Source organism: Sphingopyxis sp. (assembly GCF_041916015.1).
Lineage (GTDB): Bacteria > Pseudomonadota > Alphaproteobacteria > Sphingomonadales > Sphingomonadaceae > Sphingopyxis.
On sequence record NZ_JAYSAH010000049.1, the window covers coordinates 113,850 to 140,676 of the forward strand.

At 66.2% G+C, this 26,827-nt stretch carries 23 protein-coding genes; 5 read left to right on the top strand and 18 right to left on the bottom strand.

The window, feature by feature from the left end; genetic code table 11:
• Positions 1 to 4: 4 nt before the first annotated feature.
• The gene (locus ACE3SL_RS07270) at positions 5 to 124 is read right to left on the bottom strand and encodes an aa3-type cytochrome c oxidase subunit IV (protein WP_374525080.1); all 120 of its coding nucleotides are present in this window, start codon (positions 122 to 124) and stop codon (positions 5 to 7) included.
• A gap of 237 nt (positions 125 to 361) precedes the next feature.
• Here ACE3SL_RS07270 and ACE3SL_RS07275 point away from each other — a divergent pair, with 237 nt between their 5' ends.
• A complete protein-coding gene (locus tag ACE3SL_RS07275; RefSeq protein ID WP_374525081.1) occupies positions 362 to 1,795 on the top strand; it encodes a sigma-54-dependent transcriptional regulator in 1,434 nt (477 codons plus the stop codon).
• Between the two features lie 106 nt (positions 1,796 to 1,901).
• Here ACE3SL_RS07275 and folP read toward each other — a convergent pair whose 3' ends face one another.
• The 8 genes from folP to glmM form a co-directional block, all read right to left on the bottom strand.
• Complete coding sequence (folP, locus tag ACE3SL_RS07280) at positions 1,902 to 3,032, bottom strand: dihydropteroate synthase (protein ID WP_374525082.1); 1,131 nt, start codon at positions 3,030 to 3,032, stop codon at positions 1,902 to 1,904.
• Between the two features lie 131 nt (positions 3,033 to 3,163).
• Positions 3,164 to 4,303 carry a site-specific DNA-methyltransferase gene (locus ACE3SL_RS07285; protein WP_374525083.1) on the bottom strand — a complete coding sequence of 380 codons (1,140 nt, stop codon included), beginning with the start codon at positions 4,301 to 4,303 and terminating at the stop codon, positions 3,164 to 3,166.
• Positions 4,304 to 4,520: 217 nt separating this feature from the next.
• Positions 4,521 to 5,543: a DUF2804 domain-containing protein gene (locus tag ACE3SL_RS07290; RefSeq protein WP_374525084.1), complete on the bottom strand. Its 1,023-nt coding sequence runs from the start codon at positions 5,541 to 5,543 to the stop codon at positions 4,521 to 4,523.
• A gap of 9 nt (positions 5,544 to 5,552) precedes the next feature.
• The gene (locus ACE3SL_RS07295; protein ID WP_374525085.1) at positions 5,553 to 6,449 is read right to left on the bottom strand and encodes an oxidoreductase; all 897 of its coding nucleotides are present in this window, start codon (positions 6,447 to 6,449) and stop codon (positions 5,553 to 5,555) included.
• A gap of 10 nt (positions 6,450 to 6,459) precedes the next feature.
• Positions 6,460 to 7,014 carry a ribonuclease HII gene (locus ACE3SL_RS07300; RefSeq protein ID WP_374525175.1) on the bottom strand — a complete coding sequence of 185 codons (555 nt, stop codon included), beginning with the start codon at positions 7,012 to 7,014 and terminating at the stop codon, positions 6,460 to 6,462.
• The gene (gene thiD / locus ACE3SL_RS07305; RefSeq protein WP_374525086.1) at positions 7,011 to 8,153 is read right to left on the bottom strand and encodes a bifunctional hydroxymethylpyrimidine kinase/phosphomethylpyrimidine kinase; all 1,143 of its coding nucleotides are present in this window, start codon (positions 8,151 to 8,153) and stop codon (positions 7,011 to 7,013) included. Before thiD ends, ACE3SL_RS07300 begins: the two co-directional genes overlap by 4 nt.
• Positions 8,150 to 8,374: a DUF1272 domain-containing protein gene (locus ACE3SL_RS07310; protein WP_374525087.1), complete on the bottom strand. Its 225-nt coding sequence runs from the start codon at positions 8,372 to 8,374 to the stop codon at positions 8,150 to 8,152. Before ACE3SL_RS07310 ends, thiD begins: the two co-directional genes overlap by 4 nt.
• A 4-nt stretch (positions 8,375 to 8,378) precedes the next feature.
• Positions 8,379 to 9,719: a phosphoglucosamine mutase gene (gene glmM, locus ACE3SL_RS07315; RefSeq protein WP_374525088.1), complete on the bottom strand. Its 1,341-nt coding sequence runs from the start codon at positions 9,717 to 9,719 to the stop codon at positions 8,379 to 8,381.
• A 120-nt stretch (positions 9,720 to 9,839) separates the two neighbouring features.
• Between glmM and ACE3SL_RS07320 the strand changes: the two genes are divergently transcribed.
• Both ACE3SL_RS07320 and ACE3SL_RS07325 read left to right on the top strand, forming a co-directional pair.
• Entirely contained in the window at positions 9,840 to 11,087 is a 1,248-nt protein-coding gene (locus ACE3SL_RS07320) for a dicarboxylate/amino acid:cation symporter (protein ID WP_374525089.1), read from the top strand.
• Positions 11,084 to 12,079 (top strand): aldo/keto reductase, encoded by a 996-nt coding sequence (locus ACE3SL_RS07325; RefSeq protein WP_374525090.1) that lies wholly within the window; start codon positions 11,084 to 11,086, stop codon positions 12,077 to 12,079. Before ACE3SL_RS07320 ends, ACE3SL_RS07325 begins: the two co-directional genes overlap by 4 nt.
• Before the next feature lie 220 nt (positions 12,080 to 12,299).
• Here ACE3SL_RS07325 and ACE3SL_RS07330 read toward each other — a convergent pair whose 3' ends face one another.
• The 5 genes from ACE3SL_RS07330 to ACE3SL_RS07350 are packed head-to-tail and all read right to left on the bottom strand — an operon-like array spanning position 12,300 to position 18,368.
• Positions 12,300 to 12,854: a DUF1003 domain-containing protein gene (locus tag ACE3SL_RS07330; RefSeq protein ID WP_374525091.1), complete on the bottom strand. Its 555-nt coding sequence runs from the start codon at positions 12,852 to 12,854 to the stop codon at positions 12,300 to 12,302.
• Between the two features lie 7 nt (positions 12,855 to 12,861).
• Entirely contained in the window at positions 12,862 to 13,563 is a 702-nt protein-coding gene (locus ACE3SL_RS07335) for an NnrU family protein (RefSeq protein WP_374525092.1), read from the bottom strand.
• A 54-nt stretch (positions 13,564 to 13,617) separates the two neighbouring features.
• A complete protein-coding gene (locus ACE3SL_RS07340; RefSeq protein ID WP_374525093.1) occupies positions 13,618 to 14,919 on the bottom strand; it encodes an amidohydrolase family protein in 1,302 nt (433 codons plus the stop codon).
• Entirely contained in the window at positions 14,916 to 16,325 is a 1,410-nt protein-coding gene (locus tag ACE3SL_RS07345; protein WP_374525094.1) for an amidohydrolase, read from the bottom strand. Before ACE3SL_RS07345 ends, ACE3SL_RS07340 begins: the two co-directional genes overlap by 4 nt.
• A gap of 12 nt (positions 16,326 to 16,337) precedes the next feature.
• Positions 16,338 to 18,368: a peptide MFS transporter gene (locus ACE3SL_RS07350; protein ID WP_374525095.1), complete on the bottom strand. Its 2,031-nt coding sequence runs from the start codon at positions 18,366 to 18,368 to the stop codon at positions 16,338 to 16,340.
• 214 nt (positions 18,369 to 18,582) lie between these two features.
• On the opposite strand from ACE3SL_RS07350, the gene ACE3SL_RS07355 reads away from it, so the two are divergent.
• Positions 18,583 to 19,164, top strand: coding sequence for a nitroreductase (locus tag ACE3SL_RS07355; protein WP_374525096.1), 582 nt, complete (start codon positions 18,583 to 18,585; stop codon positions 19,162 to 19,164).
• A gap of 71 nt (positions 19,165 to 19,235) precedes the next feature.
• Positions 19,236 to 19,583, top strand: coding sequence for a GntR family transcriptional regulator (locus ACE3SL_RS07360; RefSeq protein WP_374525097.1), 348 nt, complete (start codon positions 19,236 to 19,238; stop codon positions 19,581 to 19,583).
• A gap of 79 nt (positions 19,584 to 19,662) precedes the next feature.
• Here the strand turns inward: ACE3SL_RS07360 and ACE3SL_RS07365 are convergent, their stop codons facing one another.
• From ACE3SL_RS07365 to ACE3SL_RS07380, 4 genes are read right to left on the bottom strand one after another with little or no spacing between them, the layout of a single operon-like run.
• Complete coding sequence (locus ACE3SL_RS07365; protein ID WP_374525098.1) at positions 19,663 to 21,507, bottom strand: tetratricopeptide repeat protein; 1,845 nt, start codon at positions 21,505 to 21,507, stop codon at positions 19,663 to 19,665.
• A complete protein-coding gene (gene prsR, locus ACE3SL_RS07370) occupies positions 21,508 to 22,884 on the bottom strand; it encodes a PEP-CTERM-box response regulator transcription factor (RefSeq protein WP_374525099.1) in 1,377 nt (458 codons plus the stop codon).
• Complete coding sequence (gene prsK, locus ACE3SL_RS07375; protein WP_374525100.1) at positions 22,881 to 25,016, bottom strand: XrtA/PEP-CTERM system histidine kinase PrsK; 2,136 nt, start codon at positions 25,014 to 25,016, stop codon at positions 22,881 to 22,883. Before prsK ends, prsR begins: the two co-directional genes overlap by 4 nt.
• Position 25,017: 1 nt before the next feature.
• The gene (locus tag ACE3SL_RS07380) at positions 25,018 to 26,406 is read right to left on the bottom strand and encodes a TIGR03013 family XrtA/PEP-CTERM system glycosyltransferase (protein WP_374525101.1); all 1,389 of its coding nucleotides are present in this window, start codon (positions 26,404 to 26,406) and stop codon (positions 25,018 to 25,020) included.
• Positions 26,407 to 26,827: the final 421 nt, after the last annotated feature.

Below are 26,827 nucleotides of genomic sequence, written 5' to 3' on the forward strand. Positions count from 1 at the left end.
CCGGTCAGGAGATCAGAAGAACGACGACGATCGCCGCGATCACCGAGGCGATCGTTCCGACCTTCAGCAGGTTCAGGAAACCCGCATAGGTTTCGTTCGCCGCTTTCATTTCCTGTTCTGCCATCACCTGTCCCCTTTTGCCTCTCTCGCCCGAAAAGCGCGCGCCCGCGCGCCCAGAATCGGGATATCGCGCCGGTCTTAGCCACGCTGCCCCCGATGCTCAAGGGCGCTTTGGCGAAATCCCGCGATGCGGGAAAAGCCGAATGGCCTTAATGGCCCTTTTACCCCTTGGGGCTACATCTTCGGCCACTCGCGATATGCGGCATGGCAAATGCCGGCAAAAGGGGGCAGAATCAGAACGATGGCGAATGCGCGCGACACGCGGATGGTGATGATCGTCGATAGCGAGCCTGCCCAGCAGCGCTTTCTGTCGGCTCTGGTCGCGCGCGGCGGCTGGCGCAGCATCGCCGCCGGCGACACCGACACCGCACTCGCCAAGCTCGGCACGCAGGAGGGGATGGCGCTCGATGCCGTCCTCGTCGATCAGGGCACGCCGGGGATGCCGATCGCCGAATTCGTCGCCGAGCTTCGCCGCTGGCGCCCCGCGCTGCCGCTGATCGTCATCACGATGCGCAACGGGGTGGAGGTCGCGGTCGCATCGATGCGCGCGGGCGCGAGCGATTTCGTGCAAAAACCGATCGCCCCCGACCGGCTGCTCGGCGCGCTCGACCGCATTGTCGCGCCGAACGGCCCGCAAGGCGAGCTCCGCCCGCTCACCGAGAAATTGCGCGCGCCGCTCGCGTTCGAGGAGATCATCGGATCGAGCCCCAATTTCCGCAGCGCGCTGGCAATCGCCGCCAAGGCCGCGCGCGCGCGCGTGCCGGTGATGATCAACGGCAAGCCTGGCACCGGCAAGGAAGTCTTTGCCCGCGCGATCCATGGCGCAAGCCCCCGCGCGCGGGGGCAACTCGTCATGGTCGATTGCTCGGCGGTCTCGCCGGGGCTGATCGGATCGGGGCTGTTCGGTCATGAACGCGGTGCCTTCCCGGGCGCTTTCGACCGCCAGGTCGGCCGCCTCGTGCAGGCCGACGGCGGCAGCATCATCATCGACCATGTCGAATGCATTCCGCTGGAAACGCAGGCGAAGCTCGTCGAATTCCTGAACAGCGGCGAAGTCCAGATGATCGGCGGTTCGATCCGCCAGAGCGTCGATGTCCGCATCATCGCGACAAGCGCAAGCCCGCTCGACAAGCTGATCGAGGCCGGCCATTTCCGCGAGGACCTGTTCTACGCGCTCTCGACCGCGCAATTCACCCTTCCCTCGCTTTCGGAGCGCCGCGGCGACGTCGGCCCGCTGGCGCGCCATCTGCTCGCGCGGATCGGCGGGCTGCCCGGCATGGGGCCGATCGGCATCACCGACGACGCGCTGCGCCTGCTCGCCGCCTATGCCTGGCCGGGCAATGTCCGCCAGCTTCAGGACGTGCTGTTCCGCGCCGCGACGTCGAGCAAGACCGATGTCCTCACCGGCGCCGACTTCAGGGCGATCGAAGCCGCGCTCGGCGGCGGCACACCCGGCGGCGAGGGCGATGTCGCGATAAACGGCGAAGCGATCGGCGTGACGCTCTACCTGCCCGACGGCAATTTGCGCCCGCTCGAGGAAATCGAGGCCGACGTCATCCGCCTCGCGATCGGCCACTACCGCGGCCGGATGAGCGAAGTCGCGCGGCGGCTGGGGATCGGGCGATCGACGCTCTATCGCAAGCTCAGCGATCTGGGGATCGATACGGCGGCGTAATGCGCCCACGATAAATCTGCGTCATTGCGAGCGCAGCGAAGCAATCTAGGGCGGTTTACGCCGCTCTGGATTGCTTCGCTGCGCTCGCAATGACGCGCTTTTGATTTTAGGCGGTCAGCGCCGCATCCCTCAGCCCGCGCCAGACGCGCAGGGCCTGCCGTGTCTCTGGCACATCGTGTACCCGCAGCAATTGCGCGCCCTGCGTTGCCGCTTGATAGTGCAGCGCCACGCTGCCGCCGAGCCGCTGGTCGGCGGCCGCCTCGTTATCGAGCGCGCCGATCATCCGCTTGCGGCTGGCGCCGAACAGGATCGGACAGCCGAGCGTGTGAAAGAGCGCGAGACCGTTCACCAGCGCGAGATTGTCGGCGACCCCCTTGCCGAAGCCGATGCCCGGATCGACGATGATCTTCGCGGGGTCGATCCCCGCCGCCTTGCATGCCGCGACGCGATCGGCGAGCAGGTCGTAAACGTCGAAGAGCGGATGCGCGTAAGTGCCGCCCTCGTGCGGATCGCTCTTCGCTGACGGCGCGTGCATCAGCACCACCGGGCAGCCGGCACCCGCGACCACCTCCAGCGCGCGCTCGTCATACCGCAGCGCAGAGATGTCGTTGACGATCGTTGCCCCCGCGGCGAGCGCCGCCTCCATTACCGCCGCCTTGCGCGTGTCGATCGACACTGCGACGCCGCCCTTCGCAAGCGCCGAGACGACGCCCTCGACGCGCTGAATCTCGTCGCCCTCCCATACCGGCGGCGCCCCGGGGCGCGTCGACTCGCCGCCGACATCGACGATCGCGGCTCCCGCCGATGCCATGGCGAAGCCCGCGTCGATCGCTGCCGCCGTATCGACATGCTTGCCGCCGTCCGAGAAGCTGTCGGGGGTGACGTTGAGGATACCCATGAGCTGCGGCTCGCCCAGCCGCACGATGCGTTCGCCGAGCTGGAGATTGCCGCGCGGTCGCGTGACCGCCGCGCATTGCGCCGTCGCTGCCTCCGCAAGCCGGTCGGGCATCGCTGCGATCCAGTCGGCCAGTTCGGGAACGGGGACGATCGCCGATTTAACGCTGCCATCGCCGCGCAAGCTAATCTGCCACGCCGCGAACCAGAGCATGGTATCGGCAAGGCGCAGGCAGGCATCGTCGAGTTCGTGCGGCCGGTCGACGAAGCAGGTCGGGCGGAGATAGATGCGCGCGCCCTCTCGCATTGTGCCGAGGTCGGGCTTGGTCAGTGGAGCGAACATATCCCTACCTTTTTCTGTCATTGCGAGCGAAGCAAAGCAATCCAGAGCGGTTTACGCGAGCCCTGGATTGCTTCGCTTCGCTCGCAATGACGCGGTCTATCTATGCGGTCTATCTATAATGACGCGGTCTATTAGGCCTCGTTCGCGAGCAGCCAGTCCTGCCGCACCGCATCGATCACGCGCAATTCCTTACCCGTATCGACATGCCAGAAGGTCCAGCCGTTACAGCTCGGCGCCCCCTGCACGCCTGCGCCAACCTTGTGGATCGAGCCTGCGGGCTGACCTTCGCATTCAAGGCTGCCATCGACGCGCACCTTCGCTTTCCAGCGGCGCTTCGTGTCGGTGAGCACCGTTCCCGGCGCGATCATGCCGCACTCGACAAGCGTCCCGAAGGCGACGCGCGTCGCGGCTTTCGGCGCCATCATCGTCTTCACCGCGCTTTCGTCGAGCGGCAGCGCCATTTCGATGCGCTCCAGTGCCGCCGCGATATAATCATCCTCGCGCTCGATGCCGATGAAGTGACGGCCGAGGCGCTTGGCGACCGCTCCCGTCGTGCCGGTGCCGAAGAAGGGATCGAGAATGACGTCGCCGGGGTTCGAGCAGGCGAGCAGGATGCGATAGAGCAAGGCTTCCGGCTTTTGCGTCGGGTGGACCTTGTGCCCGCCCTTCTTGAGCCGTTCCTGCCCGCCGCAGATCGGGATCAGCCAGTCGCTGCGCATCTGAAGCTCGTCGTTGAGCGTCTTCATCGCGCGATAGTTGAAGGTATATTTCGCCTTCTCGCCCATCGACGCCCAGATCAGCGTCTCGTGCGCGTTGGTGAAGCGCGTGCCCTTGAAATTGGGCATCGGGTTCGCCTTGCGCCACACGATGTCGTTGAGGATCCAGTACCCCTGATCCTGCAAGGCAGTACCGACGCGGAAGATATTGTGATAGCTGCCGATGACCCAGATGCTGCCGCCGGGCTTCAGGATGCGCTTCGCCTCCTTGAGCCAGGCATGGGTGAAGCGGTCATAGGTGCCGAGGCTGTCGAACTTGTCCCATTCGTCGTTGACCGCATCGACCTGGCTGCCGTCGGGGCGGTGAAGGTCCCCGCCGAGTTGGAGATTATAGGGCGGATCGGCGAAGATCATATCGACCGACGCCGCGGGCAGGCTGCGCATCATCTCGACGCAATCGCCCTGCAGGATGCTGTCGAGCGGCAGGTCGAGCGGCGCCGTTTTCGGCGCGCGCTGCTTCGTCGCCGGGGCCTTGACCCGTTCCATCACACCCATGTCTGCACCCCGTTCCTGATCGAAAGAAGGCCCTGATGAGTCCGGCGACACCCGCCGTCAAGCCCGGGATTCTAGGGAATCCGCCTCTCCAAATGGTTAACGGCATGAGAACGAAACGAGTCTGCCACGACATATGGAGTCCGTCGCGACTCGGGGACTCAACCACTGGTGGTGTGGCGAAGCGGACTCACATTCGAAAAAATTTCGGGCGAGTCGCCTACCAGCGGTTCCAGACCTTCTCGGCAAAGCCCGGCAGGTCATGGACGGTGAGCGCGGTGCCGTCGTCGAGAATCGCCCGGCCCGAGAAATAACCGAAAACCTGATCCTGCTCGGTCTTGACCATCCCCGCATCGACTTTCGCCCAGCGATTGACTGCAGGCGCGAAGTCCATCTCGAAGCGCCCGTCGTTGCTGGTAAAGCGCCACGGACCGCTGTCAGACGCCCCCTCGGGCATATAAAAGATCACCTGATCGAGCTTATGCGCGCGGCCACCGACGAACAGCATATTCTCGCTCGCCGCCGAGGTGTCGCCGAATCCATAACCGATGTTGAAGCCGAACCGCCGCCCATCGACCAGCCCCGATGCCGATCCCCAGTACCAGACATTGTCGTAAGTCCAGACTCCACGCCCCCAGTCGAGCACGGCAAAGGCATTTTCAGGTTCGAAGTCATAAGCTTCTAGCCCAATCTTTACACGCCCCTGCGCCGGCATGCAGTTGATCTTCTGGTTGTAGTAGAAGGCGTGCGGATCATCGGCGAAGGGCGTCGCGATCACCATCCGGTCCATGGGCGGCTGGTCGAGCCAGATTTCACCCGACAGCCCGCGCCCCTCGTCGAAGCCGGGCGCATGAACGGTCAGCCGCCGTCCGCCGGACTCGTGCCGGAAGGCGAGTTCGAGCCCGTCCTGCGTCTGGACGACGTCGCCGCTGTCGGCGCTCGGCGGCAGCGCCATCCGCCCCATCGGATCGGGGACCAGCGCGCCGTGATTGACGAAGCTGCGCCTGCGCAAATCCATCCATGACACGCCGAGGAAGCCGACATAGCCATTGTCCGCAACGGTGAGCGCGAGCCCGAAATCAGCGTCGAGCACACAATAATAATCCCATTCCTTGATGCGGACCGGATCGGCGCCGATCGCCGCGCGGTCGTATCGCCGAACCTCGCGCGTCGCATAGCCGGGGTCGATCAGATGCCCCGCCGCGTCGTGGAGCGGCCCCTCGCTCATCACATGCTGCGTCATCGCCCGCCCCTATAATCCCGGATCGACCCCGGTCAGTTCGATCGACCGGCGCCACAACTCGCGGCCGAGCTGCGGATCGCGCGCCGTCCCGGTCGCACGCGCGGGGCCCGAACGCCCGGATATTTCGCCGAGCCCCTGCGGCCCCAGATAGTCGCCGCCCTGCACATTGGCGCCCACCGCTGCCTGCAGCGTCGGCCACGCGCCCTGCGCCGCGCTGTTGAAAAAGGGGGTCGCGAGCGGCGTCATGCTGCGCAGCGGAAACGGCAGGTGACGCGTGAGTTCGGTGAGCGCGACGCCCGGATGGCACCCGATCGCCTGCGTCGCGCGGCCTGCGGCGCTCAGTCGCCGGTCGAGCTCGAACATGAAGAGCAGATTTGCGAGCTTGCTCATCTGGTAGCGCTGCCAATTATGGTAACTGCGGTTCGCGCCGAGGTCGCTGTAATCCATGGTTCCGCCCTTGTGGGCGATGCTGCCGGTCACGACGATGCGGTCATCGACATGGCGGTGAACCAGTCCGGTGAAGGCGAAGGTGCCGAGGTGATTGACCCCGAATTGCAATTCATAGCCCTGCTCCGTCAGCGTCTTCGGCGGGATCATCACCCCGGCATTGTTGACGAGGACATCGACGCGCGGCCCCGCGAGCACCGCATCGGCGGCATCGCGCACCTGATCGAGATCGGCGAGGTCGAGCGGCTGGAACGACAGGTCGGCGGCGGGAAATTCATCGACGATCCGCTGCATCGCCGCGCCTGCCCGATCGGCATCGCGGCAGGCGAGCACGACATGCGCGCCGCGCGCCGCCAGCACCTTCGCGACCTCGAAGCCGAGGCCGGCATTGGCCCCGGTGACGAGGAAGCGCCGCCCGGCCTGCGTTTCGACATCGTCGGCCGTGAACCCGCTGCGCATCGCGCTCTCCCTAGATCAGCATCAACTGCGCGACCGGCGCGAAACTCGTCCGGTGGTGCGGCGTCGGCCCATGCTTGCGCAGCGCCGCCAGATGCTCGCGCGTGCCATAGCCCATATTGGTTTCCCAGCCAAAACCGGGATAATCGCGCGCGGCGCTGGCCATGAAGCGGTCGCGATGCTCTTTGGCGAGGATGCTCGCCGCCGAAATGCACGGGTGAAGCGCGTCGCCGCCGATAATCGCACGCGCGGCGTAGCGCCATTTGGGCAGGCGGTTGCCGTCGACGAGCACTTCGCCGGGCTCGAACCCCAGCGCTTCGACCGCGCGCGTCATCGCGAGGAAGGTCGCCTGCAAGATATTGATGCGGTCGATTTCCGCGACGCTCGCCTCGCCGACGCTCCAGCGGCAGCGCGCCTTGATCTCGATCTCCAGCTCGCCGCGGCGTTTGGCGGTCAGCTTCTTCGAATCGTCGAGCCCGTCGATGCCGCCCTCGCAAAGCAGCACCGCCGCCGCGACAACGGGCCCCGCGAGCGGCCCGCGACCGGCCTCGTCGACACCGACGATCATATACGCCACGGCGGGTATCTCCGGTATTCGCCCGCCTGATAGAGGCACAGGCGATTGCCGGCGGGATCGGTCAGCCGCGCCTCGCGCCAACCCCAATCCTCGTCCTTCGGCATCTGCTCGAACTGCACCCCTCGCCGCGCGAGATAGGCGACCCATGCGTCGAGCGCGCCGCTTTCCAGATACGCGGTCGCACCGCCCGCGACTCCATCGCCGACATGGATCGACAGGGTGACGCCATTCGCGGCTTCAAAACGCGCATAACCATTGCCCGGACTGTCGACGATCTGCGTCAGGCCGAGTTGCTTGTAGAAAGCGACCGACACCGCATAATCCTTCGCCGGCAGGGTGATCTGGTTCAGCGCGGGGCCAGTGAACAACCCGTCGTTCCGCACCGCCTGCTGCCCCATCGGGCCATGGCCGCTCCCCAGCCCCGGCGCATCGAGCAGCGACAGCCGCACGAAATCGCGCGCGCGCGCGATTGCGGGTTCGAGCGGCATGCCCTGTGCCAGTCCGGTCGCGATCGCGCTCGCCAGCGTGCAGCCGGTGCCGTGGCTGTGCGGCGTGTCGATCCGCGGCGCTTCCCAGCGCGCGACCTCGCCCTCGCCCGTCTCGAAAAGCCGGTCGATTACGGTTTCGCCCTCGGCATGGCCGCCCTTGACGAGCAGCGAGCAGCCGTGCGCGAGCACCGCCTCCTCGCCGCCGAGCGCTTCGAGCTCCGGCAGGTTCGGGGTCGCGACCATCGCGCGATCGAGCAGCGCGCGAAACGCCGCGATCGTCGCCGCATCGGCAAGCACCGATCCGCTCGTCGCGATCATCACCGGGTCGAACACCACCGCCGCCTGCGCGAGATCGGACCGGCTCAGCCGCTCCGCAACCGCCGCTGCCGTCCCGGCACTGCCGATCATCCCGATCTTCACCGCATCGACGCCGATGTCGGAGGCGACGCTGTCGATCTGCGCCAGCACCATCTCGGCGGGGATCGCGTGGACGCCCTGCACGCCCAGCGTATTCTGCGCGGTGATCGCGGTGACCGCGGTCATCGCATGACCGCCGAGCATCGTCACCGCCTTGATGTCGGCCTGGATGCCCGCACCGCCGCCGCTGTCGGAACCGGCGATAATCAATACGCGCGCGGTCACCCCTTATACTTCCGCTCCGTCGAGGCCGGGAATTTGTGCAGCGCCGCGCCTTCGCGCAGCGGGCGGTCGAGCAGGTCGCCGCCGCAATTGGGGCAGCGTTCGTCGAGCTTGTCGGCGCAGGTCGCGCAGAACGTGCATTCGAACGAGCAGATGAAGGCACCGTGGATGTCGGCGGGCAAATCGCGTCCGCAGCGTTCGCAATCGGGTCGCATTTCGAGCATTATTCTATCCTCCAGCCGCGACGCGCACTGCGTCGCAAATCATATCGACCACCTGTTCGACCTGGCGCGCATCGTCGCCCTCGGCCATCACGCGGATCACGGGTTCGGTGCCCGACGCGCGGATGACGAGACGGCCGCGCCCGTTCAGCGCGCCCTCGCCCTCGGCGATCACCGCCTGCACCTTCGCGTCGTCGAGCGGCTTGCCGCCCGCGAAGCGGACATTCTTCAAAAGCTGCGGCACGGGGTCGAACTGATGCAGCAATTCGCTCGCGGGCTTGCCCGCGGTCACCAACTCGGCGAGCACCTGCAGCGCGGCGAGCGTACCGTCACCGGTCGTCGCATGGTCCGACAGGATCATATGCCCCGACTGCTCACCGCCGACGTTAAAGCCGCCGCTCCGCATCCGTTCGAGTACATAGCGGTCGCCGACCTTCGTCCGCTCGAGCCGCAGCCCCTCGCCTTCGAGGAAGCGTTCGAGGCCGAGGTTCGACATCACCGTCGCGACGACACCGCCGCCCTTCAGCCGCCCCTGCCGCGCCCAGCTCGCGCCGATCAGCCCCATGATCTGGTCGCCATCGACGATGGCGCCTTTCTCATCGACGACGATCAGCCGGTCGGCGTCGCCGTCGAGCGCGATCCCGATATCGGCGCCGCTCGCAACGACCGTCTCCTGCAGCAGGCCCGGCGCGGTCGAACCGCATTTGTCGTTGATATTGGTGCCGTTCGGCGTGACGCCGACCGCGACGACATCGGCGCCGAGTTCCCAGAATACGGTCGGCGCGCTGTTGTACGCCGCGCCATTGGCGCAATCGAGCACGATCTTGAGTCCGTCGAGCCGCACCGATTCGGGCAGGCTCTGCTTGACCGCGTGGATATAGCGGCCGCGCGCATCCTCGATCCGCTTGGCGCGCCCGATCAACGCCGGATCGGCAAGCCGGGGCGCCTGATCGAGAAGCTGCTCGATCTGCAATTCATCCGCGTCCGACAGCTTGTAGCCGTCGGGCCCGAACAGCTTGATACCATTGTCGAGAAAGGGATTGTGGCTCGCCGAGATCATCACGCCCAGATCGGCGCGCATCGAGCGCGTCAGCATCGCGACCGCGGGCGTCGGCATCGGCCCGACCTGCACCACATCCATCCCGACACTGGTAAACCCCGCGACGAGCGCATTTTCGAGCATATAGCCCGACAGGCGCGTGTCCTTGCCGATGACGACGCGATGCTTGTGATCGCCGCGCAGGAAATGCGCCCCCGCGGCCATGCCGACGCGCATCGCGACTTCGGCGGTCATCGGGACCTTGTTGGTCAGTCCGCGAATACCGTCGGTTCCGAAAAACTTGCGCATGGCACCTCTGCTACCTAATCCGTCAGACAGGACAAGAGCCCACCCCGGTCACCGGGACGGCCCTAGGTCACGGATATTTGCTTGGCAAGCTGACCTGCGCGGCCACAGGGGGATTTGAACTTGAAATCGGCATGGATCATTCTTTCGGCGCTCGTTGCCGGCATGCTGCTCGGGATCGGGATCGAAATGATCTCGCCCGATGCCGGCGCCGCGTCGCTGCGCTATGTCGAGCCGATCGGCACCTTGTGGCTGAACGCTCTTAAAATGACGATCGTGCCGCTGGTCGTCGCGCTGCTCATCACCGGCATCACCGCAACGGCCGACGCGGCGCGCGCAGGCAAGCTCGCGGGGCGCGCGGTCGCGACCTTCATCGGCGCCAACCTTCTCTCCGGCCTGATGACCTTGCTGCTCCTGCCGCTGTTCCTGAACCTCTTCCCGCTTTCTACGGCCGCGGCAGAGGCGCTGCGCCATGGCCTCGGCGGCAGCAGCGAAGCGCCCGCCTCGCCGAGTTTCGCGGATTTCATGCTGTCGCTCGTCCCGACCAATCCGATCGCCGCCGCGGCCGAGACCACGATCCTGCCGCTGATCGTCTTCACCACCATCTTCGCCTTCGCGATCACGCGCATCGGCACCGCCGAGCGCGCGACGCTGTCGGGCTTTTTCAAGGCGCTCGCCGACGCGATGCTCGTCGTGATCGGCTGGGTCCTCGCGCTCGCGCCGATCGGGGTCTTCGCCCTCGGCTATGCGCTCGCGGTGAAGGCCGGTGTCTCGGCGTTCGGCGGGCTGCTGCACTATGTGCTGATGCTGTCGGCGATCGGCAGCTGCACGGTCCTTCTCGCGCTGCTCCTCGCGATCCTCATCGTCCGCATTCCCGCGATGCGCTTCTTCCGCGCGATGGTGCCGACCTTCGCGGTCGCGCTCAGCACGCAAAGTTCGCTCGCCAGCCTTCCCGCGATGCTGCGCACCACCGCCGAACTCGGCGTCGATCCGAAGAAGGCCGATATCGTCCTGCCGCTCGCGGTCGCGCTGTTCCGCTTCACCAGCACCGCGATGAACCTCGCGGTCGTCGTCTATGTCGCCTGGCTGTTCAAGGTCGAGCTCACGCCATGGGAGATGGCGGTCGGCCTCGGCGTCGCGCTCGCGGCGGCGCTGAGTTCGGTCAGCCTGCCCGGATCGATCAGCTTCGTAACCTCGATCGCCCCGATCGCGAGCGCCATGGGCGTGCCCGTCGCGCCGCTGGGGCTGCTCGTCGCGGTCGAAACCTTTCCCGACCTCTTCCGCACGATCGGCAATGTTATAGCCGACGTCGCCGCCACCAAATTCGCCGCCGATGGAGTGGGCGACGACATAGCAGGAGAAGCGCCATGAAATATCGCACCCTCGGCCAGGGTCTCACCGTCTCCGCCATTGGCATCGGCTGCATGCCCATGATCAAGGGCGGCAATATCCTTTATGGCGAGGCCGCCGACATGGACGAGGCGACGCGCACGATCCACCGCGCGATCGACCTGGGCGTCACCTTCTTCGACACCGCCGAAATCTATGGCCCCTTCGCCAATGAGGAGCTGCTCGGCGAAGCGATCAGGGGCAGGCGCGACGGGCTCGTCATCGCGACCAAATTCGGGCTCAAATTCGACGGCAACCAGATCACCGGCGTCGATGGCACGCCCGAAAATGCGCGCCGCGCCTGCGAAGGCTCGCTCCGGCGGCTGGGGATCGACACGATCGACCTCTTTTATCAGCACCGCGTCGATCCCTCGGTGCCGATCGAGGAAACCGTCGGCGGAATGATGGAGCTGGTGAAGGAGGGCAAGGTCCGCCACATCGCGCTGTCCGAAGCCGGCCCCGAGACGCTGCGCCGCGCCGCCAGGGCTGCGCCGATCGCAGCGCTGCAGAGCGAATATTCGATCTGGGAACGCGAGGTCGAAGCCGAGATACTGCCCGCCTGCCGCGAGCTCGGAATCGCCTTCGTCCCTTATTCGCCGCTCGGCCGCGGCTTCCTGACGGGCACAGTGCGCAGCCGTGACGACTTGCCCGAGCACGACTGGCGCCGGAACGACCCGCGCTATTCGGAGGAGAATTTTCCCGCCAACCTCGCGATCGTCGATACGATTGCCGGGATCGCGGCAAAGCACGGCGTCTCGAACGCGCAGGTTGCGCTCGCCTGGCTGCTCGCGCAGGGCGACGACATCGTGCCCATTCCCGGCACCAAGCGCCGCGCGACGATGGAAGACAGCGTTGCCGCCGCCGACGTCACGCTGACCGCGGACGACCTCGCCGCAATCGAAGCCGCGGCGCCGGTCGGCGGGACGAGCGGCCCACGTTACGGCGAGATGGGGATGCGGATGGTGCGGCTTTAGGGCGGTTTTCGACCGGGAGCGGGCCTAACTTGCATCGTCATCCCGGATCAAGTCGGGATGACGAGAGTCTGAAAATCGCGCTCAGCATCTCTTATCTTCGTCATTCCCGCGAAAGCGGGAACCCAGAGCGTGCGTCGGCTAACCCCACACTGGGTTCCCGCTTTCGCGGGAATGACGAAAGTGGTGAGTGTCCGCTCCCCACCCAAAAACCGCTGCCCCGCTACCCCCTCATATCCAACCGCTCGCACAACTCCTCCACCTTCTCGCGCAGCTCGTGAAACCGCATCTGGTCGAGCTTCTCGTGTAACCGCATGATCTCCAGCTCCGCCCGCAGGTTGATCTCGTAATCGAGCTTTTCGGTCAGGCGGTCCTTCGCCGCCTGCCGGTTCTGGCTCATCATGATCACCGGCGCCTGGATCGCCGCAAGCATCGACAGCATCAGGTTGAGAAAGATGAAGGGAAAGGGATCAAAGGCAAGCCCCAGACCCTCGAACGCTTTGGAATTGATCAGCATCCACGCGAACAGCACGATCGCGAAGCCGATGATGAACCCCCACGACCCACCGACCGCGGCAACCCGGTCCGCCAGCCGTTCGCCGAAACTCATCTGCGACGGATCATCGTCGTCGTCATCGCCGCCGCCGCCGGCTGCGCGACTGGTCGGAGAATGTTCGGCGATCGCGCGGATAACGCGCTGTTCGCCTTCGTCGAGCTGGTCATAGGCGCGACCGAGCAGGCGCAGCGACAGGTCCGAAACCTTTTCCGCATGATTCATCGAATAGCTATCCCACCCAGCGCCAGATGCCGGCGCCCATATAACCGATCGCACCATGCGCCCATGTCGCGACAAGCCACAGTACGATGCCACCGAACAAGGCGTGCCCGCGCGGGATGGTATCGCCCCAGGGCGTGACGCCCGCAACCTGCCTGCCGAACGGAACGAAACTCGTCCGCGCCGCCCAATGCCGCCACGCATCGCCCATCAGCCGCGCTTTCTTGGCGTCCTGCCCCGCCGATCCGACGAGCGCGAGAAAGGCGATGATCGCGGACAGCACGATCTGCGCCGGGGTCGGCATCACCAGCACATGCGCAAGCGCCCAGAGCGCGAAGCCCCACATCATCGGATGGCGTGTGATCGCGAAGACGCCGCGCGGGGCCGATTGCGCCGCCGCTGCCGCGCCTGGCGCGGGCAAGGCAGGATTGCCGATCAGCGACCCCATGAACAGGATGCTCGCGAACAGGACGAGCAGCGACGCCAATATCCACAAGGGGTCGTCGACCGCCCACAGCGGCGGTTCGGGCGGCAGACCGCGGAACGCCTGCACCATCATCGCGAAGGTCGCGATCGCGACGATCGAATAGACGATCTGGAACCCGCGCTCGCCGAGCCGCGCGACCAGCCCGCCCCGCAACGGATGCGACAGCGCGAAATGGGTGCCGACGAACAGGACGCCCGTCGCGATCAGCAGCGACATGGGTTGCATGAAAGCTTTCTCCTTGCCTTCTTCCCCGTCGGTCGCCTTCGATCCGGCGCGACCTTACCTCACATAAGCCTTCGGCAGCGCGCCATCCTCAGGCGTCAGATAGCGATCGCGCAGGCGGTCCTGCCGGGTCACCAGCGACTGGCGCTTGCCATCGATCCAAACGGCGGTCGGACGGCTGCCGAGTTCGAGCGGATCATGGTCCCAGATCACGACGTCACCGGCGCGGCCCGGTTTCAGCGAACCGATCGCGCCCTCCATCCCGATCGCGCGCGCCGGCGCACTGGTGATCGAGGCGAAGGCCTGATCCCAGGTCAGCCCGCTCGCGCCGGGAAGCTTCGTCAGGCCGACGAGGTTGCCCGCATATTGCGCCGTATAGCCCATCTTGTGCGCATCGTCGTCGTCGAATACCCCGACCGACACATCGATCCCCGCCGCCTTCATCCGCCCGGCGTTCGACTGCGTCGCCCCCAACCGCTCGAAACTGTCGGGCAGGTCGCTGAGCGGCGAGACGAGCACCGGCACTTTTGCCGCGGCGATGTCGCGCGCGACGAGCCAGCCCTCGGTCGCCCCGACGAGCACGAGTTTCAGCGCCGGAAACTCGCCGCGCAGCTTCAGCACGTTCAGTATGTCGGCGGCGCGATCGACGCGCACGAACAGCGGCGTGGTGCCGTTGATGACGCGCACCAGCGCCTCGGCGTCGGCACGCTGGATCATCGCGTCATTGCCCCATTCAGCGAGCGTCGCAGGATTCCGCGCATAGCTGCGCGCCGCCAGCAATTGCTCACGGAACAGCAGGAAAGTCGCGGCGCGGCTACCGCCCGCCTTTGCCGAACCGTCCTCGCCGAACGCCACGAATTGCAGCGCGCGCGGCCTGGTTACCATATCCATGTCGTCGGCCAGATCGACGACCGCACCCTGGCCCGCGAACAAATTGCTGCTCGATCCCGGCGCGACGATCGCGCGGGTAACGCCCGCGGCGCGATTGACGGCAATCGGCGAGCCCATCGGATTGAGCGCCGGCGCGATGTCGAGCCCCGCCGAAAAGCGCGAGCGGTTCGCCGAACGGTCATTGGTGCCATCGACGGCGTCGACCTCGACCAGACCGACGCGGCTGAATGCGGCAACGATCCCGGGGGTGACGTACCGGCCCTGCGCGTCGACACTGTCGACGCCGGTCGGGACCGCAATCCCGCGCCCCGCCGCGACGACCTTGCCGCCGCGCACGACGACGGTGCCGCCTTCGATCGGCGCGCTGCCGTCGCCGATGACGAGCTTTGCGTTGGTGATCGCGATATCCTGCGCCGCAGCGGGCAGTGCGACCAATGCAGCGGCGGACAGAAGAAGTGCGCGGATCATTTCACATCCCCTTCACCCGGCTGCCCCAGCTCGAAGTCGGTCACCGGCCGCCGTTTCGGATCGTTCGCATCGAACATCAGCGCACCGTCGATCCAGACCTTCTCCGGCCGCGTATAGACGCTGAACGGATTGCCGTTCCACAGCACGACGTCGGCCATCTTGCCGGGCTTGAGGCTACCGATCTTGTCGGCGAGGCCGATCGCCTTCGCAGGATTGATCCCGAGCCAGGTCCACGCCTGCTCGTCGCTGATCTGCATCCCCATCCGGCGGCCCGCCGCGAGCGCCTTGGCAGCTTCCTGGTTGAGGCGCTGGATCTGGTTCGCGTCGTCCGAATGGACGATCGTGCAAGCGCCTTCCTTGTACATCAGCGCGATATTCTCGGGCACGCTGTCATAGGCTTCCATCTTGAAGCCCCACCAGTCCGCCCACATCGCCGCGCAAATGCCTTCGCGCTTCAAGATATCAGCAATCTTGTAGGCCTCGACCGCGTGGTGGAAGGCCGAGACCTTGTAACCGAACTCGTGGCTCATATCGATGACCTGCGCCATCTCGTCGGCGCGGTAGCAATGGTTCTGGACGAGGATTTCGCCCGACAGCACCCCCGCGAGCGTTTCCATCGCAAGGTCGCGGTCAACCGGCTTGCCCTCGTCGAGCTTCTTCTTGTACGCCGCCGCCTTCGCCCAGGTCTGACGATCGACCGCCATATTGCCCATGCGGGTCGAGGGCATCCGGCCCTTGCTGCCATAGACGCGCTTCGGATTCTCGCCGCACGCCATCTTGAGGCCATAGGGCGCGCCGGGGAATTTCATCCCCTGCACGGTGCGCGCGGGCACATTCTTGAGCACGACCGAGCGGCCGCCCATCAAATTCGCGCTGCCCGGCAGGATCTCGAGCGTCGTGATCCCGCCATTGGCGAGCGCGCGGGTGAAGCCCGGGTCCTGCGGCCAGACGCTATGCTCGCTCCACACTTCGGCGGTAACCGGCCCCGTCGCCTCGTTGCCGTCCGAATGGGCATCGACGCTGGGTGAAGGATAGTCGCCGAGATGGCTGTGGATATCGATAACGCCGGGGGTGAGATATTTGCCCGTCCCGTCGTAGACCGCAATGTCTGCCGGAATCGGCAGATCGGCGCCACCGACTGCCTCGACCTTGCCGTTCGCGAGCAGGATCGTGCCATTGTCGATGCGCCCGCCCTCGCCGTCGAAGATGGTGACGTTCCGCACCGCCGTCACCTGTGACGGATAGGGCTTGTAGGTCGAGGGATAGGGGTCCTTGTCGAACTTCGCGGGCTTGTCGGCGGCCGCCATCGCGGCGGGTTTGTCGCCCGCCGACTGCGCTGCCCCCCCGTCGCTGGAAGCACAGGCCGCGAGCGCGAGCAGCGGCAGCGCCGCGATCGTGAGACGCATATCGATCACCCCTTATTTCACGCCGTGCATCAGATATTTGAGCGGCCATGCCAGCGCCAGCAGGATGACGCCGATGACGATCGACACCAGCCCGATCGTATTGAACACGCCGACATAGGTTTCCAGGCTGACGCGCAGGTTGGTGACCTGCCCGCCAACCGTCTCGACACTCGCGAATTGCGCGACGATCCCCGCGACATATTGCGCGGTCGCGATCGACAGGAACCACACGCCCATCATCAGCCCGACCACGCGCGCGATCGACAATTTGGTGATCATCGACAAGCCGACCGGCGAGATGCAAAGCTCGGCGATCGAGTGGATCAGATAGAGCCCGGCAAGCCAGACGAGCCCGACCTGGAACTGGCTGTTCGCGAACTGCGCGCCCCAGACGAGGAACAGGAAGCCCGCGCCGACGCCCATCAGCGCGAGGCCGAACTTGACCGGGATATTGGGTTCGAGCCCGCGCGCCGCGAGCGCGTTCCACAAGGCGCTGAACAACGGCGCGAGCAGCACGATGAACAGCGCGTTGAAGATCTGCGTCTGTCCCGCGGGCATGACATAGACGCGCTCGCTGCCGAAGCCATTCATCCGTGCGATGTGCATGCCGATCATCGCCGCGACCGCAACGACGACCCAGGCGATCGCCATCGTGCGCTTCGCCGCGGCGTCTTCTCCACGCGAGAAGAACCACCAGGCGAGCCAGGCGACCCCGCCGAACAGGGCCGCGAAGAACAGATAATAGGTAAAGGGCGCGGCGCGGAACATCGCGAACAGCGGCGCGGTCCAACCGATTTCAAGCACCGTGTTGCGCTCGGCGAACAGCGTCAGCGACGAGCCCGCCTGCTCGAACAGCGTCCAGAAGACCACATTGAAGACGATCAGCACCATCGCGGCGAGCATCATCTGAAATTCGGTGCGGCTGCCCGCGAACCACGCCCAAGCGAGGATGCCGGGGATCGCGAGAATGAAGGTGCCGAACATCACCTTGCCCATGATCGGCAGCGTCGAGAGATAACCGATCAGCCCGGTGCCGGCCTCGGGTTTCACATAGCCCATCAGGTTCGAAAAGAGAAAATAGACGAGCGGGATCGCGAGCAGCGCGCCGCCGTAAATCCACCAGTCCTTGCTGGCGTCGGCCCCATCGGGACGCTCGCCATAGCCGGCAAGACGCCCGCCATCGAACTGGAAGAGCAGCCACGAACAGGTCATGCCGATCGCCGCAAGGCCGAAGCCTGCCCACCAGCCGACCGCTTCGGCAAGGATCGGGCAGAAGAATTGCGAGATCAGCGAGCCGAGGTTGATCCCCATGTAGAAGATGGTGAAACCCGCATCGCGGCGGCGGTCGCCTTCGGCATAGAGCGTGCCGACGATCGTCGAGATATTGGGCTTGAAGAAGCCGTTGCCGATCGTGACGAGCCCCAGCCCGACGAGCAGGATCGCGACGAACATCGGCGACCGCTCGGCGTCGGACTTGAAGTTGGCGGGCTCGACATGCCGCGCTTCCTGGCCGTCGGCGCCGAGCAGCGACACCGACTTGTCCTCGTTGCCGCGAATTTCGAGCTTCTGCCCGTCGATGGTGACGAAGCGCGCCTCGCCGCCGTCGGCCTTCGCCTCGATCGCGACGTCATAGCGCTGCGCGTCGATCGTCGCGAAGGGCTTGGCGGTCTCGCCCCCGAAGCAGAGGGTGAAATAGCCGAGCGCCATCAGGATCGCGCCGAACTTCACCGATCGCTTCGATCCCAGATAACGGTCGGCGATCAGCCCGCCGATCAGCGGCGTGAGGTAGACGAGCGCGGTGAAGCCGCCATAGATCCCCGCCGTCGTCGTATCGCTGAACAGAAAATGCTTGGCGAGATACAGCGTCAGGATGGCGCGCATCCCATAATAGCCGAAGCGTTCCCACATTTCGGTGGTGAACAGGCGCTTCAACTGGCGCGGATGTCCGAACCAGCCATTATGGTCGCCGGGATGGATCATGCGGACGTCAGCCGGCGGCGCCCCTGGCTCCAGCGACGCATTCTGGTCCACTTCATTCGTCATTCGTCGGGCTCCCCGGTATATATTGTGTGCGGGGGCGCCGGTCCGCAGCGCGGCCGTCCCGTCCCCCTTTTTGACATGATCGCGCAACCTAGCGCGAAAATTGCGCAAGGGAAGAATCTAATTGCGCGTGAAACCAAGTCGGGGGCGGCGGATTTTTTATTGCGAATCGCTCGCAACACTTGCGTCAACCCGCCAAGGCCGCCACATGGGCAACATGTTCAACGACACAAGCTCGCTCCGCACGCACCTCGCCACCCGCCGTTCGGGGAAGGCGCGCGACATGATCACCCCCGGCCCCGACGCCGATCAGCTTCACGACATCATTGCGCTCGCGTTACGGACTCCCGATCACGGCAAGCTTGCGCCATGGCGGATCGTCACCGTCGCAGGCGATCAGCGCGACATACTGGCAAAGCTGCTCAAGGACGCCTGGATCGCCGATAATCCTGGCGCCGCGGGCATGGACCTGTCGGCGCTCGACCAGTTCGCGCATCAGGCACCCACCCTGCTCGTGCTGATCTCGACGCCCGTCAAGGACAGCAAGATCCCGCTATGGGAACAGCAGATGTCGGCGGGTGCGGTCGGCATGAACCTGCTCCATGCCGCGCACGCGCATGGCTTCGTCGGCAGCTGGCTCACCGGCTGGGCCGCCTATAGCCCCGCCGTGGCAAAGGCGTTTGGGGCGGGCGAAGGCGATACGATCGTCGGCTATTTCTTCCTCGGCACTGCGGCCGCGGACCTGTCCGAGCGGCCGCGGCCTGAATATGACGACGTCGTCCGCGCTTGGGACATTTAATTACAACATACGCGGCATTTTTGCTAATTTCCTGATTTGACTGTGCTGCTGTCTTATGGCATTAAAGCGGCATGCTTGACCAGACCAAACCCGTGTACCAGCGGCTGCGCGACGTGATCGCGAACGCCATCCTCGACGGCACCTATCGCGACGGCGACATGCTCCCGTCGGTCCGGTCGCTCGCGGCCGAGGAAGGCGCCAACCCCCTCACCGTCGCCAAGGCCTATCAGACCTTTCAGGACGAGGGGCTGGTCACGGTCAAGCGCGGGGTCGGCATGTTCGTCGCCGAGGGCGCGACCGACCGGCTGCGCGACCTGATGCGCGAGGATTTCCTGTCGAACGTCTGGCCGCCGATCGCACAACAGATGCGCCGCATCGGGCTCGATGCGCGGACATTGCTGGATTTGACCGAGGCCTGACGGGCCGTTCGCCTTAGGGACAACCACCGCTCCTTTCCTCGTCATCCCGGAGCAAGGCCGGGATGACCATGATAGCGGCTTACCGCCCGATCTGCTCGGCCTTGTCGCGCAAATCGCTCGCCGCCTGCCGGTCTCCGCGCTTTTCGAGAAGATCGGCATAAAGCCGCATGATCTCGGCATTCAGCGGCTGCAACCGATAGGCGGCCGCTATGAACGGCAGAGCCCGATCGTCCTCCCCCTTCGCCGCATAGGCGCGCGCGAGGTCGCGCAGGATCGCCACGTCGCGATTGCCGATCCGCCGGCGCACGCGCTCGAAATGCGCGATCGCCTGATCCCAATGCTCGATATCCATCGCCAGATACCCCGCGACCCGATCGGCGGCGATGCTCGACGGCTGACTGTCGCGCAGCGTCAGGATCGCCGCCCCCGATCCCGCCGCGTCGCCGGCGCGGAACAGCGCATTGGCAAGCCGCAACGTCGTCCGCTCGCCCGCGTCGAGATCGCGCGCGGCGCGATAGGATTGAACCGCCAGATCGTACCGCCCCCCGGCGAGCGCCGCATCGCCAAGCAGGATATGCGCGTCGGCGACGCCGCGGTTCGCGTCGCGAAGCCGCATCGCCCGCGCGATCGCGCTGGCATAGCTATGACTGGCCATATCGGCCGAGATCGCGGGGACGGCCTTGGCCGGATTGAGCGGATCGGCATCGGCGCCGCCGGCCACCAGACCGAAGCTGTTGTCCGTCGCGAAAGGCGTGGCCTCGCCGGGCGCCAATGCCGCCGCGCGGGCAAGATAATCTGCCGACTCGCCGCGGTGACCGAGTTCGGCCGCGACCCGCGCGGCGAGCAGCAGCGACCAGCTGTCGGCATCGGGACGATCGACCACCGGCGCGAGCGCCTCGGCAGCGCCATCGGCATCGCCATCGGCCCAGTTCGCGGCCGCGAGAATACGGCGCGCGGTAAAATTGTGCGGCTGCTCGGCAAGCAGGCGCTCGGCCCAGCTCGCCGCGACCGCTTCACCGCCGAGTTCGAGTTCGACCACCGCGCTCAGCAGCATGAAACCCGGCTGATCGTCGAGCTCGCCGCGCGTGCGCTGGAGCAGGCTGCGTGCAAGGGCATGGTTGCCGGCGCGCGCCGCGAGCACCGCCTGGAGATAATAGGGGCGCGGATCGCGCGGGGCGAGCGCGGCGGCGCGGCGCAGCGCCGCGAGCATATCCTTGTAACGGCCCAAGTCGCCAAGCGTGGCCGCCTGATCGATCAGCGCATCGGCATTATCAGGATCGGCGGCAAGCGCCTTGTCGTACCAGGCCAGCGATGCCGAAAGCCCCTGCTGCGTGCGAACGAGGTTCGCCTTGTAGGCCAGCGCCGCGCCGTTCGCACCGTCGAGCTCGATTGCATAATCGACCGCATCGCGCGCGCCGAGCGTGTCGGCGTTGGCATCGCGGAAACGCGCGACATCGACCCATAGCCGCGAATCGCGCGGCCGCTCGCGCACCGCGCGGTCATAGGCATCGCGCGCCGCGTCGAGGTCACCATTCTCCATATGCACATCGGCCGCGACCCACGCCGCTTCGCCGATCATCGCAGGCGCAATCGGTCCAGCGTCGAGAGTCTGGAGCGCACGGTTGCCGTCGCCCTGCAAGGCATAGGCGCGCGCAAGCAGCGGGCGGAGATAATCGTCGTTGGCGCCCACCGCGAGCGCCGCCTTCACCGAGGCTTCGGCCCCAACTCCGTCGCCGAGCCGCAGCTGCGCGCGCGCCAACTCGACACGCGGCCTGATGGCGGTTGGGTCGGCGGCGACGGCGCGCTGCAACGCGGCGCGCTGCTGCTGCCAACTCTGGCGCGACGCCGCCGGGCTGCCGCCGTCGCAACCGGCCAAGGCCGTAACCGCGATCAGCGCGGCCAGCAGGGACCGGGCCTGCCGCATTCAGGCCTGCATCCGGTACTGCTTGAGGAGGTCATAGAGCGTCGGCCGGCTGATCCCGAGCAACTTGGCCGCCGAGGAAATATTGCCCTCGCTCTGCGTCATCGCGCGGCGGATCGCGACGCGGTCGGCCGCCTCGCGCGCGGCGCGCAGGTTCAGATAATCCTCGCCGCCCGCGTCACCCGCGGCGGCAAGGTCGAGGTCGGCGCGCATCACCAGCTTGCCGTCGGCCATGATCACCGCGCGCTTGATCCGGTTTTCCAGCTCGCGGACATTACCCGGCCAGCGTCCCTCGTCGATCGCCTGCAGCGCATCGGGCGCGAAGCCGCGCACCGCCGGGTTCATCGTCGGCGCATAGTGATGGAGGAAATGCCGCGCGAGCAGCACCGCATCGCCCGGCCGTTCGGCGAGTGCGGGAATCTTCACCACCATCTCGGCAAGCCGGTAATAAAGATCGTCACGGAAGCTGCCCGCGGCGATCATCGCGTCGAGGTCGCGGTGCGTCGCGCAGACGATCCGCGTATCGACCGCGATCGCCTTGCGCCCGCCGATCCGCTCGATCGTCCGCTCCTGCAGAAAGCGCAGCAGCTTGACCTGCAGCGGCAGCGGAATGTCGCCGACCTCGTCGAGAAATAGCGTGCCGCCGTGCGCGAGCTCGATCTTGCCCTCGGTCGTCTTCACCGCGCCGGTGAAGGCGCCCTTCTCATGCCCGAACAGCTCGCTTTCGAGCAGATTCTCCGGGATCGCCGCGCAATTGATCGCCACGAAGGCGCCGTCGCGCCGCCCGCTCGCCTCGTGCAGCCCGCGCGCGAGCAATTCCTTGCCGGTGCCGCTCGCACCGAGCAGCATCACCGACACGTCGAGGTTCGCGACCCGCTCGATCGTCCGCGCGACCTTCAGCATCTCGGGCGCGCCGGTGATCATCCCGCCGAGCACGCGATTGTCGCTCGCCCCCTGCCCCGCGAGCCGTGCATTCTCGACCTCGAGATCGTGGACGTGAAAGGCGCGGCGAACGATCAGGCCGAGCTCTTCGATGTCGATCGGCTTCTGATAGAAATCCCACGCGCCATGTCCGATCGCGGCGAGCGCGCTCGCGCGCTCGCCGTGCCCCGACACGACGATCACCTTGGTATCGGGCTTGTGCTCGAGGATCGCCTTCAGCACCCGGAACCCCTCGCGCGTCCCGTCGGGGTCGGGCGGCAGGCCGAGGTCGAGCGTCACCACCGCCGGCTCCTCGGCGCGCAGCAACTCGATCGCGCCGTCATGGTCGCCCGCGATCAGCACGCGATAATCGTCATAGGCCCATTTGAGCTGCGCCTGCAGCCCCGGGTCATCCTCGACGACCAGCAATGTCCGTGGTTCGGTCCCCGCCTCGCTCATGCCACTTTCCCTATCGGCTCCCCCGTGCCCGCGTCGACCCGCGCGTCGGCGAGCGGCAGCCAGAGCGTGAAAGCGCTGCCCTGACCCGGCTCGCTTGCGACGTCGATCGCACCGCCCATCGCCTGCGCGAGCTGCAACGCCTCGAAAGCGCCCAATCCGAACCCGCCCTCCTTGGTCGAAACAAAGGGTTTGAACAGGTCTTCGCGGATGAAGGCGCGGCTCATTCCCGCACCCTGGTCGATGACGTCGATCCGTACCCGCTCGTGCTCGGCGACCGCGATCAGCTGCACCGGCGTATCGGCCGGCGACGCATCGATCGCATTGGCGACGAGATGCTGGACGATCTGGCGGATCGACGCCGGATCGCCCCACGCGGCGAGGCCGGCCTGGCAGCCGACGAACAGCGCGCGCCGCGTCCGCACCTCGGCCGCGACATCCTTGAGCAGCGGCTCGACCAGCGTCCGCGCCGCATCCGCCGCACGGCGCTCGCGCGGCGACAGGCGGACGAGCAGGTCGGACAGGCGGCCCGCCGAAATCTTGAGCGTCTGCACCATGTCGGTGCGGAATTCGGGCTTGTCGGCGTGGCGTTCGGCGTTGCGCGCCAGCAGCGACAACTGGCTCGCCAGATTCTTGATGTCGTGCATGATGAAGGCGAAACGGCGATTGAACTCGTCAAAGCGCTTCGCTTCGGACAGTGCCGCCTGACTCTGCGATTCGGCGAGATAGCTCGCCGCCTGCTGTCCCGCGATGCGCAGCACGTCGAGATCCTCCCAGTCGAGCGGACGCGACACCGGCGGACGCTGCAACACCGCAACCGCGATCATGCGCTGGAAATACAGCACCGGCACGACGACCCAGGCGCGCGGATCGGCGAGCAGCCAATCCGGAATTGCCAGGTCTTCGCCGGCTTGCCCTTGCCCGCGCCGCTCGGCGTCGAGATCGACGATGTGCCGCGTTTCCTGAAGCATGAAAGAGGAGCGCAGCGGCAACGCTGCGCCCTGCTCGACTCCCGCCGGCCAATGCCAGCGCTCGGCGACCCGAAACATGCCCTGTACGTCGGGGAGCATCAGCAAGGCGCCGGAACTTCCCGTCAGCTCGGCGAGTGCCCTGGCGACCCGGCGATGGAGATTGCGGTCGTCGCTGTCGTCCAGCGCTCCGCCCCGTCCCTCGCCCTGCCCCCCACCCTGGCCTAGAGTCGCCGTAAAGCGCATCCATTCGGCGCGATAATCATAGCGATGCTCGAAGACATGCTTCGACACCATGACCGACAGCCAGGCCCGCATGCGCCCCGACAACAGCAGCACGCCGCCGGTGCCGAGCGCGCCGATCAGGAACAGGCCCTGCGCGAGATCGCCGTAGTCACCGCCCACCAGCCGCGCCACCGCACCGGCCAGGCTGATCAGGATCAGATAGATCGCGGCACCTATGAGGATCATCGTCCGCGTCGCCGCGGTGCGCGACAGGCGCATCCGCTCGCGCCCAACGTCCATCGCCGCCAGCACGAAGGTCGGCAGCAGCAGCAGCGCGACCGCGGGCAGCAGGTGGATCAGCGTCGATGCAGGTTTGCCGGTCAGCGCACCGATCAGCTGGACATTGAGTTCATAGGCCCAGAGCATCGCAAAGCCGCCGGCGACCGCCGTTACCGGCATCCGGAGGCCCGCGCTCGCGCGTCGGACCGCGCCATCTATGAGGAGCAGGCCGCCCGCGGCGACGAGCATCGCCGACGTCACCAATGCACGGACCGGAACCATATCCGCCCCCGCGCCACCCCAATGCGCGACGATACCGCCGACAAGCGTCACCGTGCTGATCGCGACGAGCATATGAAAGATCAGCCGAACCGGCCCCGGCATCGGCGCGCGCGCGGACCAGAAGGTCGCACCGAGCCAGCCGAGCATCGTCAGGTCGCGCAGCGACTGTGCCGCCAGCGCCTGCGACGATCCGGGGCCGAAGCGATAGAGCGCGGCGCACCAGATCGCACACCCGATGGCGGCGGCCACCAGCCAGCGCGGCGCGGGCATCAGCGCGGCGATCCGCGCCCTCGGCCGCGACAGCAGCCACAGCGCGGCGCCGCCGAAACCGGCGACAGCCAGCGCCGAAAGGGTTTCGGACAGGACCGCGAGCAGCGACACCTCAGCGCGCGCCCTCGGGCCACAGCACGACGCGCACGGTCTGAAGCAGGATCAACAGGTCGAGGAAAGGCGAGTAATTCTTGGCGTAGTAGAGATCATATTCGAGCTTGATCCGGGCATCCTCGACCGAGGCGCCATAAGGATAGTTGATCTGCGCCCAGCCGGTGAGGCCCGGCTTCACCATGTGCCGTTCGGCATAATAGGGAAGTTCGTGCGTCAGTTCCTCGACGAAGCTCGGGCGTTCGGGTCGCGGACCGACGATGCTCATCTCACCCTTCAGCACGCACCAGAGCTGCGGCAATTCGTCGATCCTGAGTTTGCGGATGATATGGCCGACACGCGTGATCCGGGGATCGTTCTCGCTCGCCCACACCGCCTTGCCCGCCGCCTCGGCATCGGTGCGCATCGAGCGGATCTTCAGGACGTCATAGGCTTCGCCATAAAGGCCGATGCGCGACTGGCGATAAAAGACCGGACCGCGGCTGTCGCACTTGACCGCCAGCCCGGCGATCAGGATCAGCGGCAGGCCGATCACCAGCACCAGCAGGCTCGCGACGATGTCGAACAATCGCTTGCCGACGCGCGAGATGCGTTGCCCCGCCGAAAAACCGTCCGAAAAGATCAGCGCGCTCGGATTTGTCGTCGCCAGATCGACCCGTCCCGTCTCGCGTTCGATGAAGCTCGCGATATCGTTGACATGCACCCCCGTCGTCTTGACGCGCAGAAGATCGGACAGCGGCAAGGAACCGCGCCGTTCCTCCATCGCCAGCACGACCTCGCCCGCGCCGAGCGCCACGACATGATCGGCAAGGCTGGCGATGTCCTCGCGCGGTATGGCGCCTGGAACCGCACGCTCGCTCCCCGACATCGCAACGAAGCCGGCAACGGCCAGGCCGCTGCCCGGCGCCTCGGCGAGCGTCTTCAACCGCGCCGCGCGCTTACCCGCCCCCAGCACCAATATGCGGCGCTTGAACGCCTCGGCCCCCGCAGATTGCGTCAAAAAGAGCCGGATCAGAAACAGCGCGGCGATGGCGAGCGTCATGGCGTAGAGGCTGTTCACGCGCCACAGGGTCGCGGCGGGCAAAAGAAAGCCGACCACCGACACGAAAATCACGCCGAGCGAGACGGCCGCGAGCAGGCGCGCCGTCGCGAATTTCATCGATCGCAGCGCCTCGCTGCTGTACATGCCGGTCGCCATCATCGCGAGCGAATTGGCTAGCGCGAAGGTCGCGAGCCGCGCCCAGCGCGTCGAGAGATCACCCGAATCGAACCCCGCAAAATGCGCATAGATATGCCAAGCAGCCTCGGCCGAGCCGAGCAGCGCGAGAAACTCGATCAGCGCCAGCCAGATCACGGCATGCGGCACATAATGTTTGAACAATCGGAACATCGAAAAGTCTGGCCCTTTCCGGTCGCTAATCTAGCGCCGAGGCGTCAACTGTCGGTTAATTTTACACTCGTTTCGTTCCTATCGGGCAACAGATGACAGTCAAGCCGTGGGGAGGCGATGGCGGCCAACGGCCGGAAGCGGCCAACCCGATCCTCCCTGTGGCGAAGCCATGGGGAGGGGGACCGCTTGCGAAGCGGTTGGTGGAGGGGCCGCGTCGCCGCGCCATCGCCCCTCCGTCAGCCCTGCGGGCTGCCACCTCCCCATGGCTTCGCCACAGGGAGGATTATCTATGTCCGCTCCCCACTCCGTTCCGGCCTTTCGGCACCGATCCAGACGCAATGACGACGTTCGACCAAAAGCGACATTCCGCATCTCATAACATCGTCATTCCCGCGAAAGCGGGAACCCAGTGCGGGGTCAA

Bases quoted from the DNA above. Each gene is read 5' to 3' on its own strand.
- ACE3SL_RS07345 (WP_374525094.1), bottom strand. From the start codon at position 16,325: ATGCGTCTCACGATCGCGGCGCTGCCGCTGCTCGCGCTCGCGGCCTGT.
- ACE3SL_RS07360 (WP_374525097.1), top strand. From the start codon at position 19,236: ATGCTTGACCAGACCAAACCCGTGTACCAGCGGCTGCGCGACGTGATC.
- ACE3SL_RS07270 (WP_374525080.1), bottom strand. From the start codon at position 124: ATGGCAGAACAGGAAATGAAAGCGGCGAACGAAACCTATGCGGGTTTC.
- ACE3SL_RS07380 (WP_374525101.1), bottom strand. From the start codon at position 26,406: ATGTTCCGATTGTTCAAACATTATGTGCCGCATGCCGTGATCTGGCTG.
- ACE3SL_RS07310 (WP_374525087.1), bottom strand. From the start codon at position 8,374: ATGCTCGAAATGCGACCCGATTGCGAACGCTGCGGACGCGATTTGCCC.
- prsR (WP_374525099.1), bottom strand. From the start codon at position 22,884: ATGAGCGAGGCGGGGACCGAACCACGGACATTGCTGGTCGTCGAGGAT.
- ACE3SL_RS07295 (WP_374525085.1), bottom strand. From the start codon at position 6,449: ATGCGCAGCGGGTTCACGGCCGACGATGTCGAAACGCAGGCCGGGCGG.
- ACE3SL_RS07355 (WP_374525096.1), top strand. From the start codon at position 18,583: ATGTTCAACGACACAAGCTCGCTCCGCACGCACCTCGCCACCCGCCGT.
- ACE3SL_RS07285 (WP_374525083.1), bottom strand. From the start codon at position 4,303: ATGGGTGTGATGGAACGGGTCAAGGCCCCGGCGACGAAGCAGCGCGCG.
- ACE3SL_RS07365 (WP_374525098.1), bottom strand. From the start codon at position 21,507: ATGCGGCAGGCCCGGTCCCTGCTGGCCGCGCTGATCGCGGTTACGGCC.
- ACE3SL_RS07340 (WP_374525093.1), bottom strand. From the start codon at position 14,919: ATGATCCGCGCACTTCTTCTGTCCGCCGCTGCATTGGTCGCACTGCCC.
- folP (WP_374525082.1), bottom strand. From the start codon at position 3,032: ATGTTCGCTCCACTGACCAAGCCCGACCTCGGCACAATGCGAGAGGGC.
- ACE3SL_RS07350 (WP_374525095.1), bottom strand. From the start codon at position 18,368: ATGACGAATGAAGTGGACCAGAATGCGTCGCTGGAGCCAGGGGCGCCG.
- ACE3SL_RS07300 (WP_374525175.1), bottom strand. From the start codon at position 7,014: ATGATCGTCGGTGTCGACGAGGCCGGTCGCGGGCCGCTCGCGGGGCCC.
- ACE3SL_RS07325 (WP_374525090.1), top strand. From the start codon at position 11,084: ATGAAATATCGCACCCTCGGCCAGGGTCTCACCGTCTCCGCCATTGGC.
- glmM (WP_374525088.1), bottom strand. From the start codon at position 9,719: ATGCGCAAGTTTTTCGGAACCGACGGTATTCGCGGACTGACCAACAAG.
- ACE3SL_RS07335 (WP_374525092.1), bottom strand. From the start codon at position 13,563: ATGCAACCCATGTCGCTGCTGATCGCGACGGGCGTCCTGTTCGTCGGC.
- ACE3SL_RS07290 (WP_374525084.1), bottom strand. From the start codon at position 5,543: ATGACGCAGCATGTGATGAGCGAGGGGCCGCTCCACGACGCGGCGGGG.
- ACE3SL_RS07330 (WP_374525091.1), bottom strand. From the start codon at position 12,854: ATGAATCATGCGGAAAAGGTTTCGGACCTGTCGCTGCGCCTGCTCGGT.
- ACE3SL_RS07275 (WP_374525081.1), top strand. From the start codon at position 362: ATGGCGAATGCGCGCGACACGCGGATGGTGATGATCGTCGATAGCGAG.